Annotated in this window: 17 protein-coding genes and 1 pseudogene; all 18 read left to right on the top strand. The window is 39.1% G+C overall.

The window, feature by feature from the left end:
* Positions 1-3,057 (top strand): CoA activase (locus tag HZC45_07615; protein ID MBI5683014.1); only part of this gene is annotated, 3,057 nt, incomplete at its 5' end.
* Positions 3,054-3,742, top strand: a pseudogene (locus tag HZC45_07610) (glycosyltransferase family 2 protein). The gene HZC45_07615 and the pseudogene HZC45_07610, both read left to right, overlap by 4 nt.
* A gap of 101 nt (positions 3,743-3,843) precedes the next feature.
* Positions 3,844-5,877 (top strand): hypothetical protein, encoded by a 2,034-nt coding sequence (locus HZC45_07605; GenBank protein ID MBI5683013.1) that lies wholly within the window; start codon positions 3,844-3,846, stop codon positions 5,875-5,877.
* Positions 5,874-6,320, top strand: a complete 447-nt coding sequence (locus HZC45_07600) for a prepilin-type N-terminal cleavage/methylation domain-containing protein (GenBank protein MBI5683012.1) — start codon at positions 5,874-5,876, stop codon at positions 6,318-6,320. Before HZC45_07605 ends, HZC45_07600 begins: the two co-directional genes overlap by 4 nt.
* A 23-nt stretch (positions 6,321-6,343) precedes the next feature.
* Positions 6,344-7,366, top strand: a complete 1,023-nt coding sequence (locus HZC45_07595; GenBank protein MBI5683011.1) for an aspartate-semialdehyde dehydrogenase — start codon at positions 6,344-6,346, stop codon at positions 7,364-7,366.
* A 20-nt stretch (positions 7,367-7,386) separates the two neighbouring features.
* Positions 7,387-8,148, top strand: coding sequence for a tRNA pseudouridine(38-40) synthase TruA (truA, locus tag HZC45_07590; GenBank protein ID MBI5683010.1), 762 nt, complete (start codon positions 7,387-7,389; stop codon positions 8,146-8,148).
* A gap of 76 nt (positions 8,149-8,224) precedes the next feature.
* Positions 8,225-8,908, top strand: coding sequence for a TIGR04283 family arsenosugar biosynthesis glycosyltransferase (locus HZC45_07585; GenBank protein ID MBI5683009.1), 684 nt, complete (start codon positions 8,225-8,227; stop codon positions 8,906-8,908).
* Complete coding sequence (locus tag HZC45_07580) at positions 8,905-9,684, top strand: prepilin peptidase (protein MBI5683008.1); 780 nt, start codon at positions 8,905-8,907, stop codon at positions 9,682-9,684. Before HZC45_07585 ends, HZC45_07580 begins: the two co-directional genes overlap by 4 nt.
* Entirely contained in the window at positions 9,685-10,239 is a 555-nt protein-coding gene (locus HZC45_07575) for a GspH/FimT family pseudopilin (GenBank protein ID MBI5683007.1), read from the top strand. It begins immediately after the preceding gene.
* Positions 10,240-10,248: 9 nt separating this feature from the next.
* The gene (locus HZC45_07570) at positions 10,249-10,731 is read left to right on the top strand and encodes a prepilin-type N-terminal cleavage/methylation domain-containing protein (protein MBI5683006.1); all 483 of its coding nucleotides are present in this window, start codon (positions 10,249-10,251) and stop codon (positions 10,729-10,731) included.
* Positions 10,731-11,456 carry a prepilin-type N-terminal cleavage/methylation domain-containing protein gene (locus HZC45_07565; protein ID MBI5683005.1) on the top strand — a complete coding sequence of 242 codons (726 nt, stop codon included), beginning with the start codon at positions 10,731-10,733 and terminating at the stop codon, positions 11,454-11,456. The genes HZC45_07570 and HZC45_07565 overlap by 1 nt, the downstream gene beginning before the upstream one ends.
* Positions 11,422-12,633: a hypothetical protein gene (locus HZC45_07560; protein ID MBI5683004.1), complete on the top strand. Its 1,212-nt coding sequence runs from the start codon at positions 11,422-11,424 to the stop codon at positions 12,631-12,633. Before HZC45_07565 ends, HZC45_07560 begins: the two co-directional genes overlap by 35 nt.
* A gap of 121 nt (positions 12,634-12,754) precedes the next feature.
* A complete protein-coding gene (locus HZC45_07555; protein ID MBI5683003.1) occupies positions 12,755-12,958 on the top strand; it encodes a helix-turn-helix domain-containing protein in 204 nt (67 codons plus the stop codon).
* A gap of 8 nt (positions 12,959-12,966) precedes the next feature.
* Positions 12,967-14,022 carry a type IV pilus assembly protein PilM gene (pilM, locus tag HZC45_07550; protein ID MBI5683002.1) on the top strand — a complete coding sequence of 352 codons (1,056 nt, stop codon included), beginning with the start codon at positions 12,967-12,969 and terminating at the stop codon, positions 14,020-14,022.
* Positions 14,019-14,576, top strand: coding sequence for a PilN domain-containing protein (locus tag HZC45_07545; protein ID MBI5683001.1), 558 nt, complete (start codon positions 14,019-14,021; stop codon positions 14,574-14,576). Before pilM ends, HZC45_07545 begins: the two co-directional genes overlap by 4 nt.
* Before the next feature lie 5 nt (positions 14,577-14,581).
* Positions 14,582-15,211, top strand: coding sequence for a type 4a pilus biogenesis protein PilO (gene pilO / locus HZC45_07540; protein MBI5683000.1), 630 nt, complete (start codon positions 14,582-14,584; stop codon positions 15,209-15,211).
* Positions 15,208-15,831: a pilus assembly protein PilP gene (locus HZC45_07535; GenBank protein ID MBI5682999.1), complete on the top strand. Its 624-nt coding sequence runs from the start codon at positions 15,208-15,210 to the stop codon at positions 15,829-15,831. Before pilO ends, HZC45_07535 begins: the two co-directional genes overlap by 4 nt.
* Positions 15,828-18,218, top strand: a complete 2,391-nt coding sequence (gene pilQ, locus HZC45_07530) for a type IV pilus secretin PilQ (protein MBI5682998.1) — start codon at positions 15,828-15,830, stop codon at positions 18,216-18,218. Before HZC45_07535 ends, pilQ begins: the two co-directional genes overlap by 4 nt.
* Positions 18,219-18,241: the final 23 nt, after the last annotated feature.

Raw genomic sequence — 18,241 nt, 5'->3', positions numbered from 1 at the left:
AGGTATTTAACAGGTGATTTTGTTGGCGCAGACTGCATAAGGAATGAGATTACTGCGCAGGCTACTGCCGCTGCCCATATTGACCCGACAGTTGATACGATTTTTGAGATAGGCGGACAGGATTCAAAATACATTGCCTTAAAAGACGGTGTGGTTGTTGATTTTGAGATGAACAAGGTCTGTGCTGCAGGAACAGGCTCATTCCTTGAAGAGCAGGCAGAAAAACTCGGCATATCTATAAAAAATGAATTTTCCGATCTTGCCCTTTCCTGCGGCTCGCCCGCGTCTATGGGCGAAAGATGCACAGTATTCATAGAATCAGACATGGTACATCACCAGCAAAACGGCGCTAAAAAGGATGAACTTGCTGCAGGGCTCTCATATTCCATAGTCCACAATTACCTTAATCGTGTTGTTGGGGACAGGAGGATAGGGAATAATATATTCTTTCAGGGTGGGACAGCGGCAAACCTCGGTGTTGTATCTGCGTTTGAAATTGTTACAGGCAAGAAGATTACAGTGCCTGAAAACCATGATGTTACAGGTGCTATTGGTGTTGCAATGCTTGCAAAAGAAGAAAGGGTCATGGGTCATGGGTCATGGGTCAGAACTAAATTCAAGGGTTTTGATCTGAGTAAAAAGAAATATACACTCACATCCTTTAAGTGCAGGGACTGCGCAAATGTCTGCGATATAAAGCAGGTTACAGTTGAAGGGGAAAAACCTTTATATTACGGTTCCAGATGTGAGAAATATGACATAAACAGGGCATCTGATAAACACAACCATCTGCCGGATTTATATCAGGAGAGGGAAAAGGCGCTTTATGGTTCATATAAGGGTAGAAAACTTCCGGATGATGTGCCTTCCATAGGTGTCCCGAGAGCGCTTTTTATCTATGAGATGTATCCGTTTTGGAAGGCATTTTTCAATGAACTTGGATATAAGGTAATTCTTTCGTCTCCAACCAACAGGGAAATCATAAGAGAAGGTGTTGAGAGGATTGTTACAGAGACATGCTTCCCGATTAAGATTGCACACGGTCATGTGCAGGATTTAATAAACAAAGGTGTTAAGAAGATATTTATACCCAGTATAATAAATCTAAAACCTGCAAAAGAAGGGCATGCATTTACATACCACTGTCCTTATGTCCAGACTATGCCGTATCTTACAGCATCGGCATTTGATTTTAAGGCATTGGACGTAGAGATATTAAAGCCTGTTATCCATTTTAATAAGCGTGAAAGGTATGTGAAAAAGGATTTTTACGAATTCGGTTATATGCTGGGCAGGAATAAAGCAGAGGTTGATAAGGCTTTGGATATTGCATGGTCGTCCCAGAGGATATTCCACAACAAGCGTATGAAGATTGGAGAAGATGCAGTCAAAAAAATAAAATCTAATGAGATTGCGCTTGTGATTGTCGGCAGACCTTACAATACAATGGACAACGGCATAAACCTTGAACTTCCCCAGAAACTTATGGATATGAATATCTTGGCAATCCCGTTTGACATGCTGCCTCTTGATGATGCAATTGATGATGCAATAGCAGTAGATATTTACTGGCGTTCAGGTCAGAGGATAATAGCAGCAGCAAAACTCTTAAGGGACATGCCGAACCTCTATGCGGTCTATATCACAAACTTTGGCTGCGGTCCTGATTCGTTCATAACCCACTTCTTTAAAGATATGTCAAAGGGCAAGCCTTTTTTACAACTTGAGATTGATGAACATTCAGCAGATGCAGGGGCTGTTACAAGGTGCGAGGCGTTTATGGACAGCCTTAAAAACATAAGACTCAAGACTCAAGACCCAAGACCCAAGACAACCATTGAAAAGCAGCCTGTTCATAGGACAGGGCTTAAAAAGAAGATTTATCTGCCGAATATGGCTGATGCCGCATATGCGATGGCAGCGGCATTTCAGTCATGCGGTTTGGATGCAGAGGTAATACCTGAGCCTGATGATGAGACACTTAAATTGGGCAGGAGATACACATCTGGAAGGGAGTGCTATCCGTGCATAATCACAACAGGCGATATGGTAAAGATAACAAAGAGGTGTGATTTTAAGCCCGAATGTTCAGCATTCTTTATGCCGTCAGGCAATGGCCCGTGCAGGTTCGGAAAATACAACAGATACCATAGGCTTGTTCTTGATGAACTTGGGTTCAATAATGTGCCTGTATATGCCCCTGACCAGGATGAGGCTTTTTATAAGGAACTCGGGATGGTTGGCGGAGACTTCACAAGACTGTGTTGGTGGGGGATTGTGGCAATAGATACACTTGAGAAAAAACTCAGGGAGACAAGACCATACGAGAAAAATCCCGGGGAGGCAGAGGATGCTTATTGGAGATGCCTTTATAAAATCTGCGATGCAATAAGGCAGAGGAGGTTCCCTGAAGGGGAATTAAGAAAGGCAAAAGAGGAGTTTGGAAAAATAGCGGTTTATAAACCCGAGGGCAAGCCGATTATAGGTGTTGTAGGCGAGATATATGTCAGGAGCAACAGATTCAGCAACAATAATCTCGTAAAGCAGTTGGAATCACTTGGTGCAGAGGTCAGGATGCCGCCGATTGCAGAGTGGATATATTACACAAACTATTGTGCAAAAAAGAGGAACCGGGAGAGGGGGCATTATTCAAATTATCTGCGAACTGTTATGCATGATTTTTTTCAGAGGAAGGACGAGCATAAAACATTGCATATTCTTGATGGTGATTTAAGGGGAGGGCATGAACCGGAAATACGAGAGATAATGAACCTCGCTTCCCCTTATATCCATGAGTCCTTTGAAGGAGAGGCAATACTATCAGTTGGCAAGGCAATGGACTACATACGCAAAGGCACACACGGTATTGTCAATGCAATGCCATTTACATGCATGCCAGGGACTGTTGTAAATGCCTTGCTGAAAAAGGTTAAGGAGGAAAACAATAACATACCATATATAAACATGGTCTATGAAGGACTTGAGGATACAAACTCAAAGAGCAGACTGGAGGCGTTTATCTATCAGGCAAAGGAGTATATGGAGAGGCAAGGGTGAAACTTTCTGTAATTATCCCATGTTTCAATGAGATAACAACCATTAAGACAATTGTAGATGCTGTTAAAAAGGCGCTGCCGAATAAAAAAGAAATTATTATTGTTGATGACTATTCTACAGATGGGACGCGGCAGCACCTTAAAAATGAAATTGAAAAAGAAGTAGATAAGGTTTTTTATCATGAAAGGAATCTGGGGAAAGGCGCTGCAGTAAGGACAGGGGTTAAATACGCGACAGGCGATATTATCATTATTCAGGATGCTGATTTGGAATATGACCCTAATGAATATTCAAAGATTATTGCGCCTATAGTTCAAGATAGGGCAGATGTGGTTTTCGGCTCCCGTTTATTGGCGGAGAAAGGCATCGTACATTGTATTTCTGGCACCGTGTTGGAAACGGCATATTGACATTTCTATCTAATATGCTGACCAATCTTAACTTAACCGATATTGAGACATGCTATAAGGCATTCCGTAGAGAGATTATCCAGTCAATTGAAATAGAAGAAAACGGTTTTGGGTTTGAACCTGAAATCACTGCCAAAGTCGCAAAAAAGGAATGCCGTATATATGAAGTAGGCATATCATATTATGGCAGGACCTACACAGAAGGTAAAAAAATCAATTGGGAAGACGGATTGTGGGCAGTTTACTGCATTGTTAAATACAACCTGTTTAGATGAAACCATTATCACTTTACAATGAGTTTAATTCTTATTTAACTTCAGCACGATACACTTATTTCCTGATATTTATTCTCTTGTCTGCAGCGGCTTATTATTTCTTGAGATGGCCTATCATAGCAGGTGATACAGACCTCTGGTATCACTTAAACAGCGGGAGATATATAATTACAAACAGGCACTTGCCTGTAGACAGTTTCTTTTCATTTATACAACCGCCAAGACAGTGGGTTGATTATTACTGGCTTTTTCAAGTTCTGGTATATGCGGTCTATTCATTTTTTGATTACTATGGTCTGGTTTTTTTAAGGGCTATTACCTATCTTGCCGCTGCTTTTCTTGTATTGTGTCTTCTCTTGAAAAGGCAGGATGAAGATAAATATATCTATTTTCTTATAATCTTTACCCTTTGCCTCTTATTTCTAATACCAAGATATACCCTTGTCCGACCCCATACCTTTACATACCTTTTTATACTCTTGTTTATTTACATATTTGAATTTCAGCCAAAAAGACTACTTTATCTATTGCCCCTTTTTTCAATCCTGTGGTTTAATCTGCACGGGATTGAATATCCTGTTGTATTCCTCATAATTCTGTCTTATCTTGCGGAATTTTTCATTACCCATATAAAGAACAGGGAGCATATTAAAAGAGAAGAATACCCCTTTATCATCTCTGCAGTCCTTTCACTCGGGATGATATATTTAACACCCCATGGGGCAAAACTAATGGGGGTCCCTTTTGTATCAACAGCGTATGCATCTGTATATATCAATGAATTCAGACAAACAGGTTTAGACGAACTTCTTGTATTTGAATTTATTAAACTTATTCCGTCCTTTGATACAATATTCAATATACTCTTTGTAGCGATATGTATATCAGCAGTAAAATCTATCTGGAGCAAAAACATCAGAATAAGCCATCTATTAATGCTTATCGGAGGGTTATTTCTTTTAACAAAATTGGGAAGATTCCGTTACGAGTTTCTTTTATTAAGTCTGCCTGTAATGAGAAATTGTGCATTTGGTTCATCAGCATGGTTGAATGGCAAGGCAAAGATATTTATTATGGCAATATTGCTATTTATGTCATTTACATATTTTAAAAATAGTTTTGGCAACCCGCCAAGGTATCCATTTTCAAATAAAAATCTGCCTGAAGGTATTGTTACATTTTTAAATCATATTAAGGTTGGCGGTAATATCTTAAATCATCCAAACAACGGCGGTTATCTCCAATGGATGCTGCACCCGAAATACAAGATATTTATGGATATGGAGGTGCCGTTTTTTTTTAAGGATGAGGATTTTTACACAGCTGACAATGCCTTTACCAATGAATGGACTCTTAAAAAGGTGCTTGAGAAATACAACCCAACATTTATCAGTGTTCAGATAGGCAATAAGGTCTTCAAAGATATAATTAAAAAGTTTCCGCAGTATGTTATAATATTTTTCGATGATGCAGAGATTCTTTATATCAATAATGCCCTCCACCCTGTTCTTGCAAAAGAATACGAACTAAAAGATATAGACCCGTTTGGAATATACGGCAGGGATGTAGATTCGGTCATAGGTAAAAATGATATAAACCAATTAAAAAAAACAATATCAAAACTTCTTGAGATATATCCATCATCAAGTATATTAAATCAGATTATGGCAATGATTCACAATAAAGAAAAGGATTATGAAAAGACAGTTACCTATACGAATATGATAATAAAAAACTACCCTGATGTGGCAACAGGCTACAGGTTAAAGGCTATCTCTATTAATGGTCTTAACAGATACAGCGAGGCAATATCCTATTATAAGACAGCATTAAAGAAATCTGATGCTGCAGCAAAATCAGGTATATATAGAGAGATGGGACTTACATATATGAAACTAAAGGATTACAAAAAGGCTTACGATTCTTTGAAAAGGGGTATTGATATATTTGCATACAACACAGGGTATAAAGACTTATATGATTTAGGTTCTGCTGCCTTTATGCTTGGGAAGATAGATGAGGCGGTTATGATATACAGGATTGCGTATGAAAAAGTGCCATTGGATGATATAGAGTGGCGGGAAAAACTTGAAAACCAGTTAAAACTTTTAGGGGTAGAGATGGGGGATGTATGAAAAGATACAAAGGCTTTACACTTATAGAACTACTTGTTGTGATTGCCCTGCTTGCTATTCTTGCATCTGTTGCTATCCCGATATACAGCAGTTATATGAGTGCAAGTGCAAAAAGCGAGGCAAAGTCAAACCTCCAGACACTCTCAATGCTTCTGGAGACATATTATACGGATAATGGGAAATATTCACCTGCTTCAAGTTTCCCCACAACATATACATGGCAAAATGACAGCAGTGGAAATGTAACTACCAATGGGTTTTCATCATGGCTTACATCCTTTCAGCCTAAAAAATCAGTTAGCGGCGCTGTTGCAAATTACAGATATAACCTTAATGCAACATCAAATACTGCATATACTGCCACTGCTGTCCCTGAAAGGGGATCAGTTCAAGGCACTGCCAATTTAACAATTAACGAATCAGGAACCAAGACAGGGTGGTAGAGTTCAGAGGGAGGTTTTTTTAGATGGAAAAGCAAAAATACAATGTTGCAATTGCAGGTGCAACAGGCATGGTTGGGAAGGAGTTTTTAAGGATACTTGAGGAACGCAATTTCCCTGTTGACAAGCTCAAACTCCTTGCGTCAGAGAGATCTGCTGGGACATATCTTGAATTTAGAGGCAAGAAGGAGAAGGTGGGACTCCTTTCAGAAGAGACTTTTGAAGGTATAGACATTGGACTCTTTTCACCGGGCGCATCTGTTTCAAAGGTCTATGCGCCGATTGCCGCAAAGGCAGGGTGTGTTGTTATTGACAACACATCAGAGTTCAGGATGGAGACAGATATTCCGCTTGTTGTGCCAGAGGTGAATCCAAAGGCGATAGGTGAATATAAAAAAAGAAATATCATTGCAAACCCGAACTGCTCAACAATCCAGATGGTTGTCGCATTAAAGCCTATACACGATGCTGTGAGGATAAAGAGGATAGTTGTGTCAACATATCAGGCGGTCTCAGGCGCTGGCAAAGAGGCAGTGGATGAACTATCAGAACAGGTGATGGCATTATTCAATATGAAAGGTATTGAGAAAAAGGTATTCCCTCATCAGATTGCATTTAACTGCATTCCTCAGATAGATGTGTTCCTTGAAAACGGTTATACAAAGGAAGAAATGAAGATGGTAAATGAGACAAAGAAAATTATGGGGGATGATTTAATAAAGGTAAGTGCAACTGCTGTGCGTGTGCCTGTGTTCAACAGCCATTCAGAAAGCGTTAATATAGAAACAGAAAAGAAAATCACAGCAAAAGAGGTTAAAAAACTCCTTTCCAATGCACAGGGCATAAAGGTTCTTGATGACCCTCAAAATAAAATCTATCCAATGCCTGTTGATGCTTCAGAGCATGATGAAGTTTTTGTTGGCAGGATAAGAGAGGACGATACTATACCAAACGGGATAAATATGTGGATTGTGTCTGACAATATAAGAAAGGGCGCCGCCCTGAACGCTGTCCAGATTGCAGAGGTTTTGATAAGGGAGTATTTATAGGCTAAAGGCGTAAGGCTATTATGCGCAATATCAAACTCCTCATTGAATATGAAGGCACTAACTATGTCGGCTGGCAGGAGCAGCAGGGACTGCCTACAATTCAGGGGACAATAAAGGTTGCGATAAAAAAGATAACAGGCGAGGATGTAAAACTTAGGGGCGCAAGCAGGACCGATGCAGGGGTGCATGCTATTAGTCAGGCTGCAAATTTCAAAACAAATACAACAATAAAAACGATTTCCATTCAAAGGGCTTTAAACAGCCTTCTCCCTTCTGATATTGTGATAAAGGATGCTCAAGATGTTGATGATGATTTTGATTCAAGGCTAATCGCAAAGGGCAAGACATATACATACATTATCTTAAACAGGTCATATCCATCTGCAATTCATAGAAACACATCTTGGTTCATCCCATATAAACCTGTCCCCGCAGGCTTTAAGCAGGGATTAGACATAGACTTAATGAAAAAAGGCGCAGAACTCCTTATTGGTGAAAAGGACTTCTCATCCTTCAGGGCTGCTGCATGCAGTTCAGAGCATGCGATAAGGGAGATAGTCTCTTTATCTATTGTCAAAGAAAATGATTTTGTCATCATAGAGGTCAAAGGCAACGCCTTTATGATGCATATGGTAAGAATAATTGTAGGCACATTAGTTGATTTAGGCAGAGTAAGGATTACCCTTGAAGATTTTAAAAATATTATTGAAGCAAGAGACAGGACAAAGGCAGGTAGGACAGCCCCGCCGCATGGGTTGTTCTTAAAAGAGGTAGAGTATTAAAAACAAACAGGCAATAGGTGATAGGCAATGGGCAATAAGAAAAACCCATAGCCTGTAGCCTATAGCCCATAGCCTAATGTATATATCAGTAATCATCCCTGTGTTAAATGAAGAAGCAAACATTGAGAAGGCAGTTTTATCAGCAAAGGCATCTGATGAAATTATTGTTGTTGATGGTGGAAGTTCAGATGCCACAGTTTCTATTGCAGAGAGATTAGGGGTAAAGGTTATAAATACAGAAAATGGGAGGGGGGGGCAGCAGGATGCAGGCGCAAGAGAGGCTAATGGCAATGTATTTTTATTTCTCCATGCTGATACAATACTGCCGAGCGGATGGAAAGATATGATTGAAATGTCCTTAATTGATAATAATATTATTGGCGGCGCTTTTTTATTAGGAATAGACTCTTCAAGACGGTCTTTGTATTTTATAAGTTTGATTGCAAATATCCGTGCAAGGTATCTTGGACTTATATATGGGGACCAGGCAATATTTGTAAGGAAGGATGTGTTTTTCAGGGTTGATGGATTTAAGGGGCTTCCAATAATGGAGGATATTGATTTTATAAGGAGGTTGAAAAAACAAGGCAAGGTTAAATTGATAGAAGAAAAGGTTTTAACATCTGATAGGAGATGGATGAAAAGTGGTATAATAAAAAACACAATCAAAAATTGGTTTTTTCTTTTTAATTATTATCTTGGGGTTTCACCCGAATGGATTTACAGGTGGTATTATAAAGGCACAGGCAAAGTTCAATGAGAGAGATAGAAATTTTATATCTACTTATCTTTGCACTTGGGGCTGTCATAGGCAGTTTCCTAAATGTCTGCATCCATAGAATACCTGAAGGCAAGTCCATCATATCTCCCCCATCATCATGTCAGAATTGCAGCAACAGTATCCGATTTTATGATAATATTCCAATAATTAGTTATTTAATACTTCGCGGCAAATGCCGGTATTGCAAAACACCTATCAGTATCCAGTATCCGGTTGTTGAGATATTAAGCGGATTTTTTGCTGTCATAACCCTTTATTATTTTGGCTTTTCCATTGACAGTTTTATATATTTCACATTTATTGATAGTCTTATTATAATAGCATTTATTGATTTTAAACATCAAATCATCCCTGATAGTATAAGCCTTCCGGGGATAGCCATTGGGTTTGTGTGTTCCTTTTTTCTAAATGACATCACTCCTTTAGATTCATTTGCAGGCATACTTATAGGCGGCGGCAGCCTTTTTATATTTTTATATAGTTATGAAAAAATAAGAGGCATAGAGGGGATGGGGGGCGGGGACATAAAACTTATCTCTATGCTCGGCGCTTTTTTAGGCTGGAAGGCTGTTATTGTAACAATATTTACAGGTTCTTTTATTGGTGCGGGCATTGGGATTATTGCCATGCTCGTACATAAAAAAGACACCAAGTATGCCATGCCCTTTGGACCATTTCTGGCATTGGGCGCTGTGATTTATCTCTTTTTAGGGAATGATTTGGTTAATTGGTATATAAATTTTTGGGTTGAATGAATGAAACTAAATAATCAGACAGGATTAACATTCATTGAACTCATTATAGTTATGGTAATCATGGGTATTATGTTTATTTTTGCTGTCCCTAACTTTACTTCAACTTCCCACTCTAAACTAAAATCTGCTGTCAGGGATGTTGCAACAGAATTACAGATGGCAAGGGCAAAGGCTATTTATAGGAATATGGAATACAGGGTTTTGCTTACCTTGAATGCCGGCACAACAACTGCTGATACATATATTTTTCAATGTAAAATGAGTGGCGGCGCATGCAGCAGCAGCGGTTCATGGCCTGCGAATACAGTGGCAGACCCTGAAAGGTTGAACATGGCTGCAAGCGGGGCAGTATCGCTTCCCCTTGCAGTAAATGTTACACAAACCAACGGTAATTCTGGAACGGTTACAGTAGAGTTTAATCCAAACGGGACATCAAACACAGCAGGTCTTTGTTTTATAAATGCAAATCTTGCCACAGATGTAATAAAATTATGTGTGAGCAGTTCCACAGGAAGGGTCAGGATGGTAACCGCCACATCATGCGGTGCATGTTAGAGGGATATAATGTTAAGTGAAAGGGGTTTTACCCTTGCAGAGGTCTTGATAGCAATTGCAATATTTGCTATTGCAGTTATTGGTCTTGCTGCCATGTCAGGCAATGCAATCAGAGGTCTTGATTCTGCAAAAAAACTTTCTGCAGCAGTAAATCTTGCAGAGGCAAAACTAGAGGCATTAAAGATGGTGTCATATGATAATCTGGAGGCAAGCGGTTCTGACGGTGGTATTACACGAACATGCGTCTTATCAGGTTCAGGATGCTCTACAACTTATACCTGCACCCCATCTACAGGAGGTGCCCACTCCTATCCAGAGAATATCAATAATGTTGATTATACATGGTATTGGACTGCACAGATTATTGATGTTAATGGTGATTTAACATGTTCATCATCAGGTGATGGATTAAAAAAGGTAATAATAACTGCTGCGTGGACAGATGCATTTGGTTCAAGGACACTACAGTTAACAACAATGAGGGCAAAGTAATGATTCGGGAAAAATCCCAGAAAGGTTTTACCATCGTTGAACTTATGATTGCCCTTGTGCTTACGGGTATTATTATGGCGGCAGTTTATGGGGTTTATACTACATTTTACAAGACATCGGGTTCGCAGGATTTGCTGACAGAGGCACAGCAGAATGCACGGGCAGGTGCAGCAATAATAACAGGTGATTTGTTAAATGCTGGTCTTAATGCCGGGACAATTAATGTTATTAAAAAGGCAAAGTCTGATGAAATAAAGTTTATATTCCGGGACCCAAGACCTGATACCCAAGGTTACACAAATACAAGGTTTGAGATGAAATATAAGTTAAAAACTGAAAGCGGTATAAAATATCTTGTTAAAAAATACAATGTCTGTGCTTCAGGTGATGCTAATTGCTGCACATACAATAATAGTGGTTATGGCGATGCAGATGAGGAAAATAAGATTGTAGGTTATATTGCTGATACTAATGGTCTTGTCTTTACATACTATGATGGGAATGGCTCGCAGATTTCTTATTCTGATATTGATACAGGAGATTCTGTTACTGAGCAGACTAACCGTAATACTATCAGACTTGTAAAGGTTGAAATTACTACAAAGACAAGCAGTCCCCTTCCAACCTCTAATGCGCTATCCTCTGTTAAGGTTTCTACACAGGTATACTTAAGAAATATGGGTGTATTGGGTGGTAGTGCCAGTGTTTGTGATGATGCCGATTGAAAACAATAAAGGTTTTATCCTTGTCATAACCCTTCTATTGATGGTTTCAATGTCCGCTATTGGACTCCTTGCACTTATAAATGCATCAACAGAAACCCTTATCGGAAGAAATGAAAAGGAACAAAAGGTTGCATCCCAATTGGCAGAGGCAGGATTAAATGAGGCTTATGCAAGGGTGCATCTTGTATCAGGGAATTCATATTACCTTGCTGAATTGTCAACAGATGCTAATTATAGAACTTCAAGTTGGCAAAAGAGTTTTAATCAATCTACAAGCAGAGAGAATCTTTGTTCAGGCAGCGCAGCCAGTTGCAGTTATAGTGTAACAATACAATATTTATTAGAGAATACAACAGATGGATTTTATAAAGGCACATACAACAATGAAATCGTCATGTTTGGTCAGGATTATCAATTTCCTTCAACAATGACTCCGCAGCCGCCGACAACAGGCTACCTGCCTGTTTATAAGATAACTTCCACAGGGACATATGGAAATACAACTGTTCAAACAATCTCATATATTGCAGCAAGTTCTTTGAATACCCAGACGCAAGGTGCAATTGATTCAAATTCAGACCCTGCGCTTGATATACGGGGAGGTTCATCAAATATAACCGGTGGAACAACTGCAAATGCAGGCTATGATTTAAATGATCAAATTGGCATAGATGTTTATGATACCGCGCAAAATTCTACTAGTATGGAGGAGATTGCAGATGAAAGGCATTACTGCTCAGATAATACATGCGGTGCTGCAGGTGATGATATACCTTCCAGCGGCAGCATAGATGGTGTGGTTACAGACTGGGGGGATTTTGCAGGCGGTACATATTCAACAATCATATTTATAGATAATGATAATGATGACGACTATAACACGGCAAGCACTGCAAAGCCTGCTAAAATAAGCGGCAATCTTACAGGCAGGGGCATATTGATTGTTACAGGTGATTTGACTATTACAGGCGGTTTGCAATATAAAGGTTTTGTATATGTTATGGGGACATTGACAATAAGCGGAGGCGGAGGCGGTTTAAATGTTACAGGAGGGATTATTGCAAAAAATACTGTAAGCATAAATGGAGATGTGACTGTAACATACGATACCTCAACGCTTCAAGGAGTAGGTTCAGAAAACAGTCAAACATCAGTTATAAGGTGGGCAAGGCAGTAGAGGCAGTGAAATTATATATAATTTATATTTAATTATTGACAAATTATATGCTTTAATATACAGTTTTATACAGGTTTTTAAACCCAATTCGTATGAAGTCCTCTGCCCGGAGGGTATGAAAATGAGTAAGACAAAAAATAATCTAAAAAGGATAAGGGAAGATCTTCTTGTAAGCAAGGCTGAACTTTCAAGAAAGGCGGGCATTTCGCCGCTTACCATAGACAGGATTGAAAAGGGCTATGACTGCCGTATGGATACAAAGAGGAAAATCATACAGGCGCTGGGTTTAAAGGTGTCGGAAAAGGGTAAGGTGTTTAAGGACTAAATTATATGCTGTCATTTTTTAAGAAGAAAAAGGATGTTATAGGACTTGATATTGGTTCTAACTCTATAAAACTTGTTCAACTTGCAGAGACAAAAAAGAACTTCAAACTTGTCAAACTGGGGATTATGCAACTTCAGCCGCAATCTATCGCAGATGGCAATATTGTCAATCATGCAGCAGTTACAAATGCTATTAAAGAACTTATTTCACATCACGGCATAAAGGTTAAAGATGTTGTGTCAGCCCTTACTGGTAATTCGGTGATTATAAAAAAGGTGAATCTTTCTGTTATGACAGAGGATGAACTGGCAGAGAGTATTCAATGGGAGGCAGAGCAGTATATACCATTTCCAATAAACGAGGTTAATATAGATTTTCAGATACTTGGTCAGGATGATAAAGGCACAATGGATGTGGTTCTGGTTGCTGTTAAAAAGGATGTTATAAATGACTATGTCCATGTAATAAAAGGGGCAGAGATGAATCCAACTGTTATTGATGTTGATTCATTTGCCCTTGAAAATATGTTTGAGGCTAACTATCCAACAACACCTGATGAGGATATAATTATTATAAATATTGGCGCAGCGGTGATGAGTGTAACTGTGCTGAAAGGCGGGGTAACGGTATTTACAAGGGCAGTTGCAATGGGAGGAAATCTTATTACATACAAGATACAGAAATTATTGAATATAAGTTTTAAGGATGCAGAGATGTTGAAGATTAAGGGACAGATGAAGGGTATGGAAGGGAGTATGCTTAAGCCTGTTATTGATGAGTCTTTGGATGATATTGCCCAAGAAATAAAGAAATCTGTTGATTTTTATCTAAGTGGAGCGATGGGTGGTTATGTTAATAGGATATACTTGAGCGGCGGGTGCAGTAAAACAAAAGGGCTGTCAGATAGGATTCGGGAAGTTACAGGACTGCCTGTTGAGACTATAAATCCATTTAAGGGAGTTGAATACGATAGAAAATCATTTGACCCAAAATATATAGAAGAAACTGCCCCGCTGTTTGCGGTTGCTGTTGGCATTGCAATGAGGATGGATGGAAATAGATGATAAGAATCAATCTACTGCCTGTCAGGGCTGAAAAAAAGAAAAAACTTGCAAAGCGGCAAATTCATCTTGCCGGCTTATCACTTATCTTTTTATTTTTGCTCATTGCCGCTGTCCATTACTACAAGACAAGTGAGATAAAAGGATTGAAGATGAGTATAGAAAATAAGGAAAGAGATTTGTCCCTTCTTAAAACAAAGACAGGAGAACTTACAAAGGTTAGAGATGAGAACAAGATGATAAGCCAGAGATTGGATGTTGTTAAACAATTGGAAAGTAACAGGACTGGTCCTGTAAGACTCCTTGAAGAAATCAGCAGGGCAATTTCTGAAAAGGCATGGATTAACAAATTGAGTGATAGTGAAAATACATTACTGCTTACAGGTAGTGCTTCAAGTGATGAGGATATATCTGAATTTATGAAAAATCTTGAAAAGATGAACGGTATAAACAGGGTTGAACTTGAGGTTGCAGAGATGTCTGAAAAGGGCGGTGTTAAAGTTAAATCATTTTCAATAAAGATGGACAAGATTGTTAAGGCATTGCAAAAGATATAAAGAATATGGTTCTTAATGTAACCCCTGATACTATATTAAAATTACCATTATCACAGAAACTAATAATACTGGGCGCTGTGCACCTTTTGATAGCGATGGCTTATGGGTATCTGATTTTTTATCCTAAAATGATTGAGACAAGAAATCTCCGCTCAAAGATTACAGAATTACAAAGACAGATTGATAATGAAACAATAACTGTAAGTCAACTTCCAAAGATTAAACAGGAAAGAGAGGAATTTGCAAAGAGATTACAAGATGCTGTTGCACAAATGCCGAATGAGAAGGAAATCGCAGGACTGTTAAGCAGTTTATCCTCACTTGGCAGGGAATCAGGTCTGGAGATATTGTTGTTTAAGCCTGGTGCAGAGATTATAAAGGGATTTTATGCTGATATTCCTGTAGATATGAAGGTTCAGGGCGGATATGAAAATATCCTTTCATTTTTTAAAAAGGCTGCAGGACTTCAAAGGATAGTTAATATCAGCAAATTGAATATAGGTGAGATTAAAGATAGCGGTGATAATACAGTGCTTATATCAAGTTTTACAGCCACAACATTCAGGTTTTTGACAGAGGATGATATTAAAAAGGCGGCTCTGAAAGATAAGAAAGAGAAAGGGAAGGGGAAGTGAAACAGATAACAGAAACCAAGTCTATTATTATAATATCTGTAGTTTTTATGTTTATTGTTGTTGCCTGTAAAGAAAAGGCATCTATACCTCCGCAGAAACCTGTCAGTGCAGTGGCATATAGAATTGCTGTGCCTCCTGCCGTTGATATTTCAAATACTAATAAAACAGAGGAGAAGGGCATAGATAAAACAGAGGAGAAGGCTGTAGAGATAATTGAAAAGGAGATGCCCATCCGTAACCCTTTTAAACCGATTGTGTTACAGAAAGTTTTATCCAAAGTACAGGCAAAGACACAGATAGCGGAATCATCTAAAAAGGTGATAAAACCTGAACAACCCATTGAACCAAAGACCCCTCTTCAGAAATATGAGACAGGGCAGTTAAAACTTGCTGCAATAATATGGGGGGCAGAGGATTCTGCTGCTATGGTGGAGGCGCCGGATGGTAAAGGATATACAATCAGGGTTGGCGACCTTATTGGAAACAGGGGAGGGCAGGTATCAAAGATTTTGGGTAATAAGGTTGTAATTGAAGAAAGACACAAAGATGACAGCGGCGCAGTTCGTAAAAAAGAATTATCTTTGACAATGCCTGCTGGGGAAGGCGAGGGTTTAAGATGAAGGTAAGGCATCTTTACTTTAAATATATTTGCATTATCTTTTATGTCTCTATTCTTTTTATTGGAGGCTGTATTTCAAAGGATATTGCAGGTGTTAAACCTGATGATTTGAGCAAGAAAGATGCAGTTCAGCAGAGTCAACAACTGCAAGGTATTTCCATAACCGGTATAACATTTGAGAAACTTGATAATACTTCAAGGGTATTGGTTGAAACAGCGGGCGGCAGTATAACATATACTGCCTTTAAACTTTCCGACTCATCCAGTCTGGTTATAGATATTCCTGATGCAGTTCTAGACAAGGTAAAAGAGCCCATTTCTATTGAAAATGAATTTGTAAGTCAGATTTCTGCTTCTCAATATGGAAAGGATGGGGCTTCAAAGATAGGCAGGATAATGATTGGGCTGAAGGACGGCATTGACCACAAGATTGATTTACTGGAAGGAAAGTTAGTGGTGAGTTTGATGCGTGGAGATGAGAAGATAGAGGGTAAACCTGCGAAAGAGGTAAAGGACACTTCAACTGAGAAGAGACAAGCGGCTGATGACAATAGGGTTACTGCTATTGATGTTAAACCGTCTTTAGCAGGGACAAAAGTGTCAATAACAACTTCAAAAAAGGCTGATTATAAGGTTTTGGAATCTATTGACAGCAAGAGCATTGTTATTGATTTAAAGGGTGCTGTCATGCCTGATGAATTTAAAAGGGTGATGGACATGAGCCTTCTTGATGTGCCTATTACATCTGTAACTTCCTATGAACTTCAGGATAATAAACTTGCAAGGGTGATGGTTAAACTAAAGGACAAAATATCTTACAATGTGGTTCAGGAAGGAAATAATATATATCTGAATTTTCCACAGGCAGGTATAAAACCCAAGGTATCAGCCGAAACTAAAAAGGTGATTAAACCACTTGTTTTAACAGAACATCCTATAACAGATGCTGCTAAACATAAGCAGGAGACTAAAAAGGTTTCCCAATCAGATGAGCCAAAACCACCTGCAAGTGTTGATTTTAAGGAGGGTCAGAAAAAAGAGGCGGATGCTGTATTAAATGATAATAAGGCAGAAAAGGGTGTTGAACCAAAAGCAGATGCATCGTTACTACCCAAGACTGCTCAAACAGGTCAAAGTCAATGGACAGGCAAAAGGATTTCTCTGGATTTTAAGGATGCTGATATTGGAAATGTTATAAGACTGATAGCAGATGTGAGCCAACTTAATATTATTCTGTCAGATGAGGTTACAGGAAAGGTAACACTCAGGCTTAAAGATGTCCCATGGGACCAGGCATTTGATATAATACTTAAATCAAAGGGATTGGGTAAGATACAGGAAGGCAATGTGATAAGGGTAGCATCCCTGTCTAAAATTAAAGAGGAAGAAAAACTTGAGGATTTAATATCAGATAAGGTCGCTGTTAATTATGCAGTAGCAAAGGATATGGAGGAGAAGGTTAAAAGTGTTTTAAGCGGCAGAGAAGGCGCTTCAGTAATATCAGATGAGAGGACAAACACAATTATAATAAGAGATATACCTGTAAATGTAAAAAAGGCTGTTGAATTGCTTAAGGGCATTGACACACAAACACCTCAGGTAATAATAGAGGCAAGGATTGTAGAGGCATCAAGCAGTTTTGCAAAGGAGTTAGGTGTCCAGTGGGGAATGGATGTAAGTTATACAGGAAGCGGACCAAGATATGCTGTAGGCGGCGCTACAGGGACAGGCGGATTAGCAGCATTGGGCGGAACATCAGGACAATCCGCTCAGGCAACAAGCGGTATTGCTACTAACACAGGTGTAAGAAATGTTGCTGTAAATCTGCCAATTGCCTCGCCAACAGGCGCCATTGGATTTACATTTGGCAAATTGGGAGGCACCCCGTTTACCCTTGATTTAAAACTTATGGCTGCAGAAAGCGCTGGGATATCAAAGACTATATCCCGACCAAAGATTGCAACCATAAATAACAAAGAGGCTACTATATCACAGGGTAAGAAGATACCTTATCAAACTACATCCAGTTCCGGAACAGAGACTAAATTTATTGATGCTACCCTGAAACTGAAGGTTGTGCCTCATATCATAGCCGACGGCACAATCTTAATGAAGGTTGATGTTACCAAAAACTCAAAGGGAGAGGATACCTCTGCCGGTCCTGTGATATTGGAAAAGGCGGCAGCTACAGAGATATTGTTAAGAGACATGGAAACTGCTGTAATAGGTGGTATAATAGAAACTGTAGAATCTGATTCTACATCAGGCGTGCCATGGCTGAAGGATTTACCAGTAATCGGGGGGCTGTTTAAAAGTAAATCTAAATCTGATAGTCAGACAGAACTTTTGATATTTATCACTCCGGCGATTCAAAAGGAAAAGTTATGAGATCTGCAAGATTTGTATGGGTT

This window comes from Deltaproteobacteria bacterium (genome assembly GCA_016223005.1).
GTDB lineage: Bacteria > Desulfobacterota > GWC2-55-46 > UBA9637 > GWC2-42-11 > JACRPW01.
This window is presented reverse-complemented; position numbering and strand designations above follow the sequence as displayed.

Coding starts and splice junctions, on each gene's coding strand:
- HZC45_07600 (MBI5683012.1), top strand. CDS start 5,874: ATGAAAAGATACAAAGGCTTTACACTTATAGAACTACTTGTTGTGATT.
- pilQ (MBI5682998.1), top strand. CDS start 15,828: ATGAAGGTAAGGCATCTTTACTTTAAATATATTTGCATTATCTTTTAT.
- HZC45_07555 (MBI5683003.1), top strand. CDS start 12,755: ATGAGTAAGACAAAAAATAATCTAAAAAGGATAAGGGAAGATCTTCTT.
- HZC45_07595 (MBI5683011.1), top strand. CDS start 6,344: ATGGAAAAGCAAAAATACAATGTTGCAATTGCAGGTGCAACAGGCATG.
- HZC45_07545 (MBI5683001.1), top strand. CDS start 14,019: ATGATAAGAATCAATCTACTGCCTGTCAGGGCTGAAAAAAAGAAAAAA.
- HZC45_07580 (MBI5683008.1), top strand. CDS start 8,905: ATGAGAGAGATAGAAATTTTATATCTACTTATCTTTGCACTTGGGGCT.
- pilO (MBI5683000.1), top strand. CDS start 14,582: ATGGTTCTTAATGTAACCCCTGATACTATATTAAAATTACCATTATCA.
- truA (MBI5683010.1), top strand. CDS start 7,387: ATGCGCAATATCAAACTCCTCATTGAATATGAAGGCACTAACTATGTC.
- HZC45_07575 (MBI5683007.1), top strand. CDS start 9,685: ATGAAACTAAATAATCAGACAGGATTAACATTCATTGAACTCATTATA.
- HZC45_07585 (MBI5683009.1), top strand. CDS start 8,225: ATGTATATATCAGTAATCATCCCTGTGTTAAATGAAGAAGCAAACATT.
- HZC45_07565 (MBI5683005.1), top strand. CDS start 10,731: ATGATTCGGGAAAAATCCCAGAAAGGTTTTACCATCGTTGAACTTATG.
- HZC45_07570 (MBI5683006.1), top strand. CDS start 10,249: ATGTTAAGTGAAAGGGGTTTTACCCTTGCAGAGGTCTTGATAGCAATT.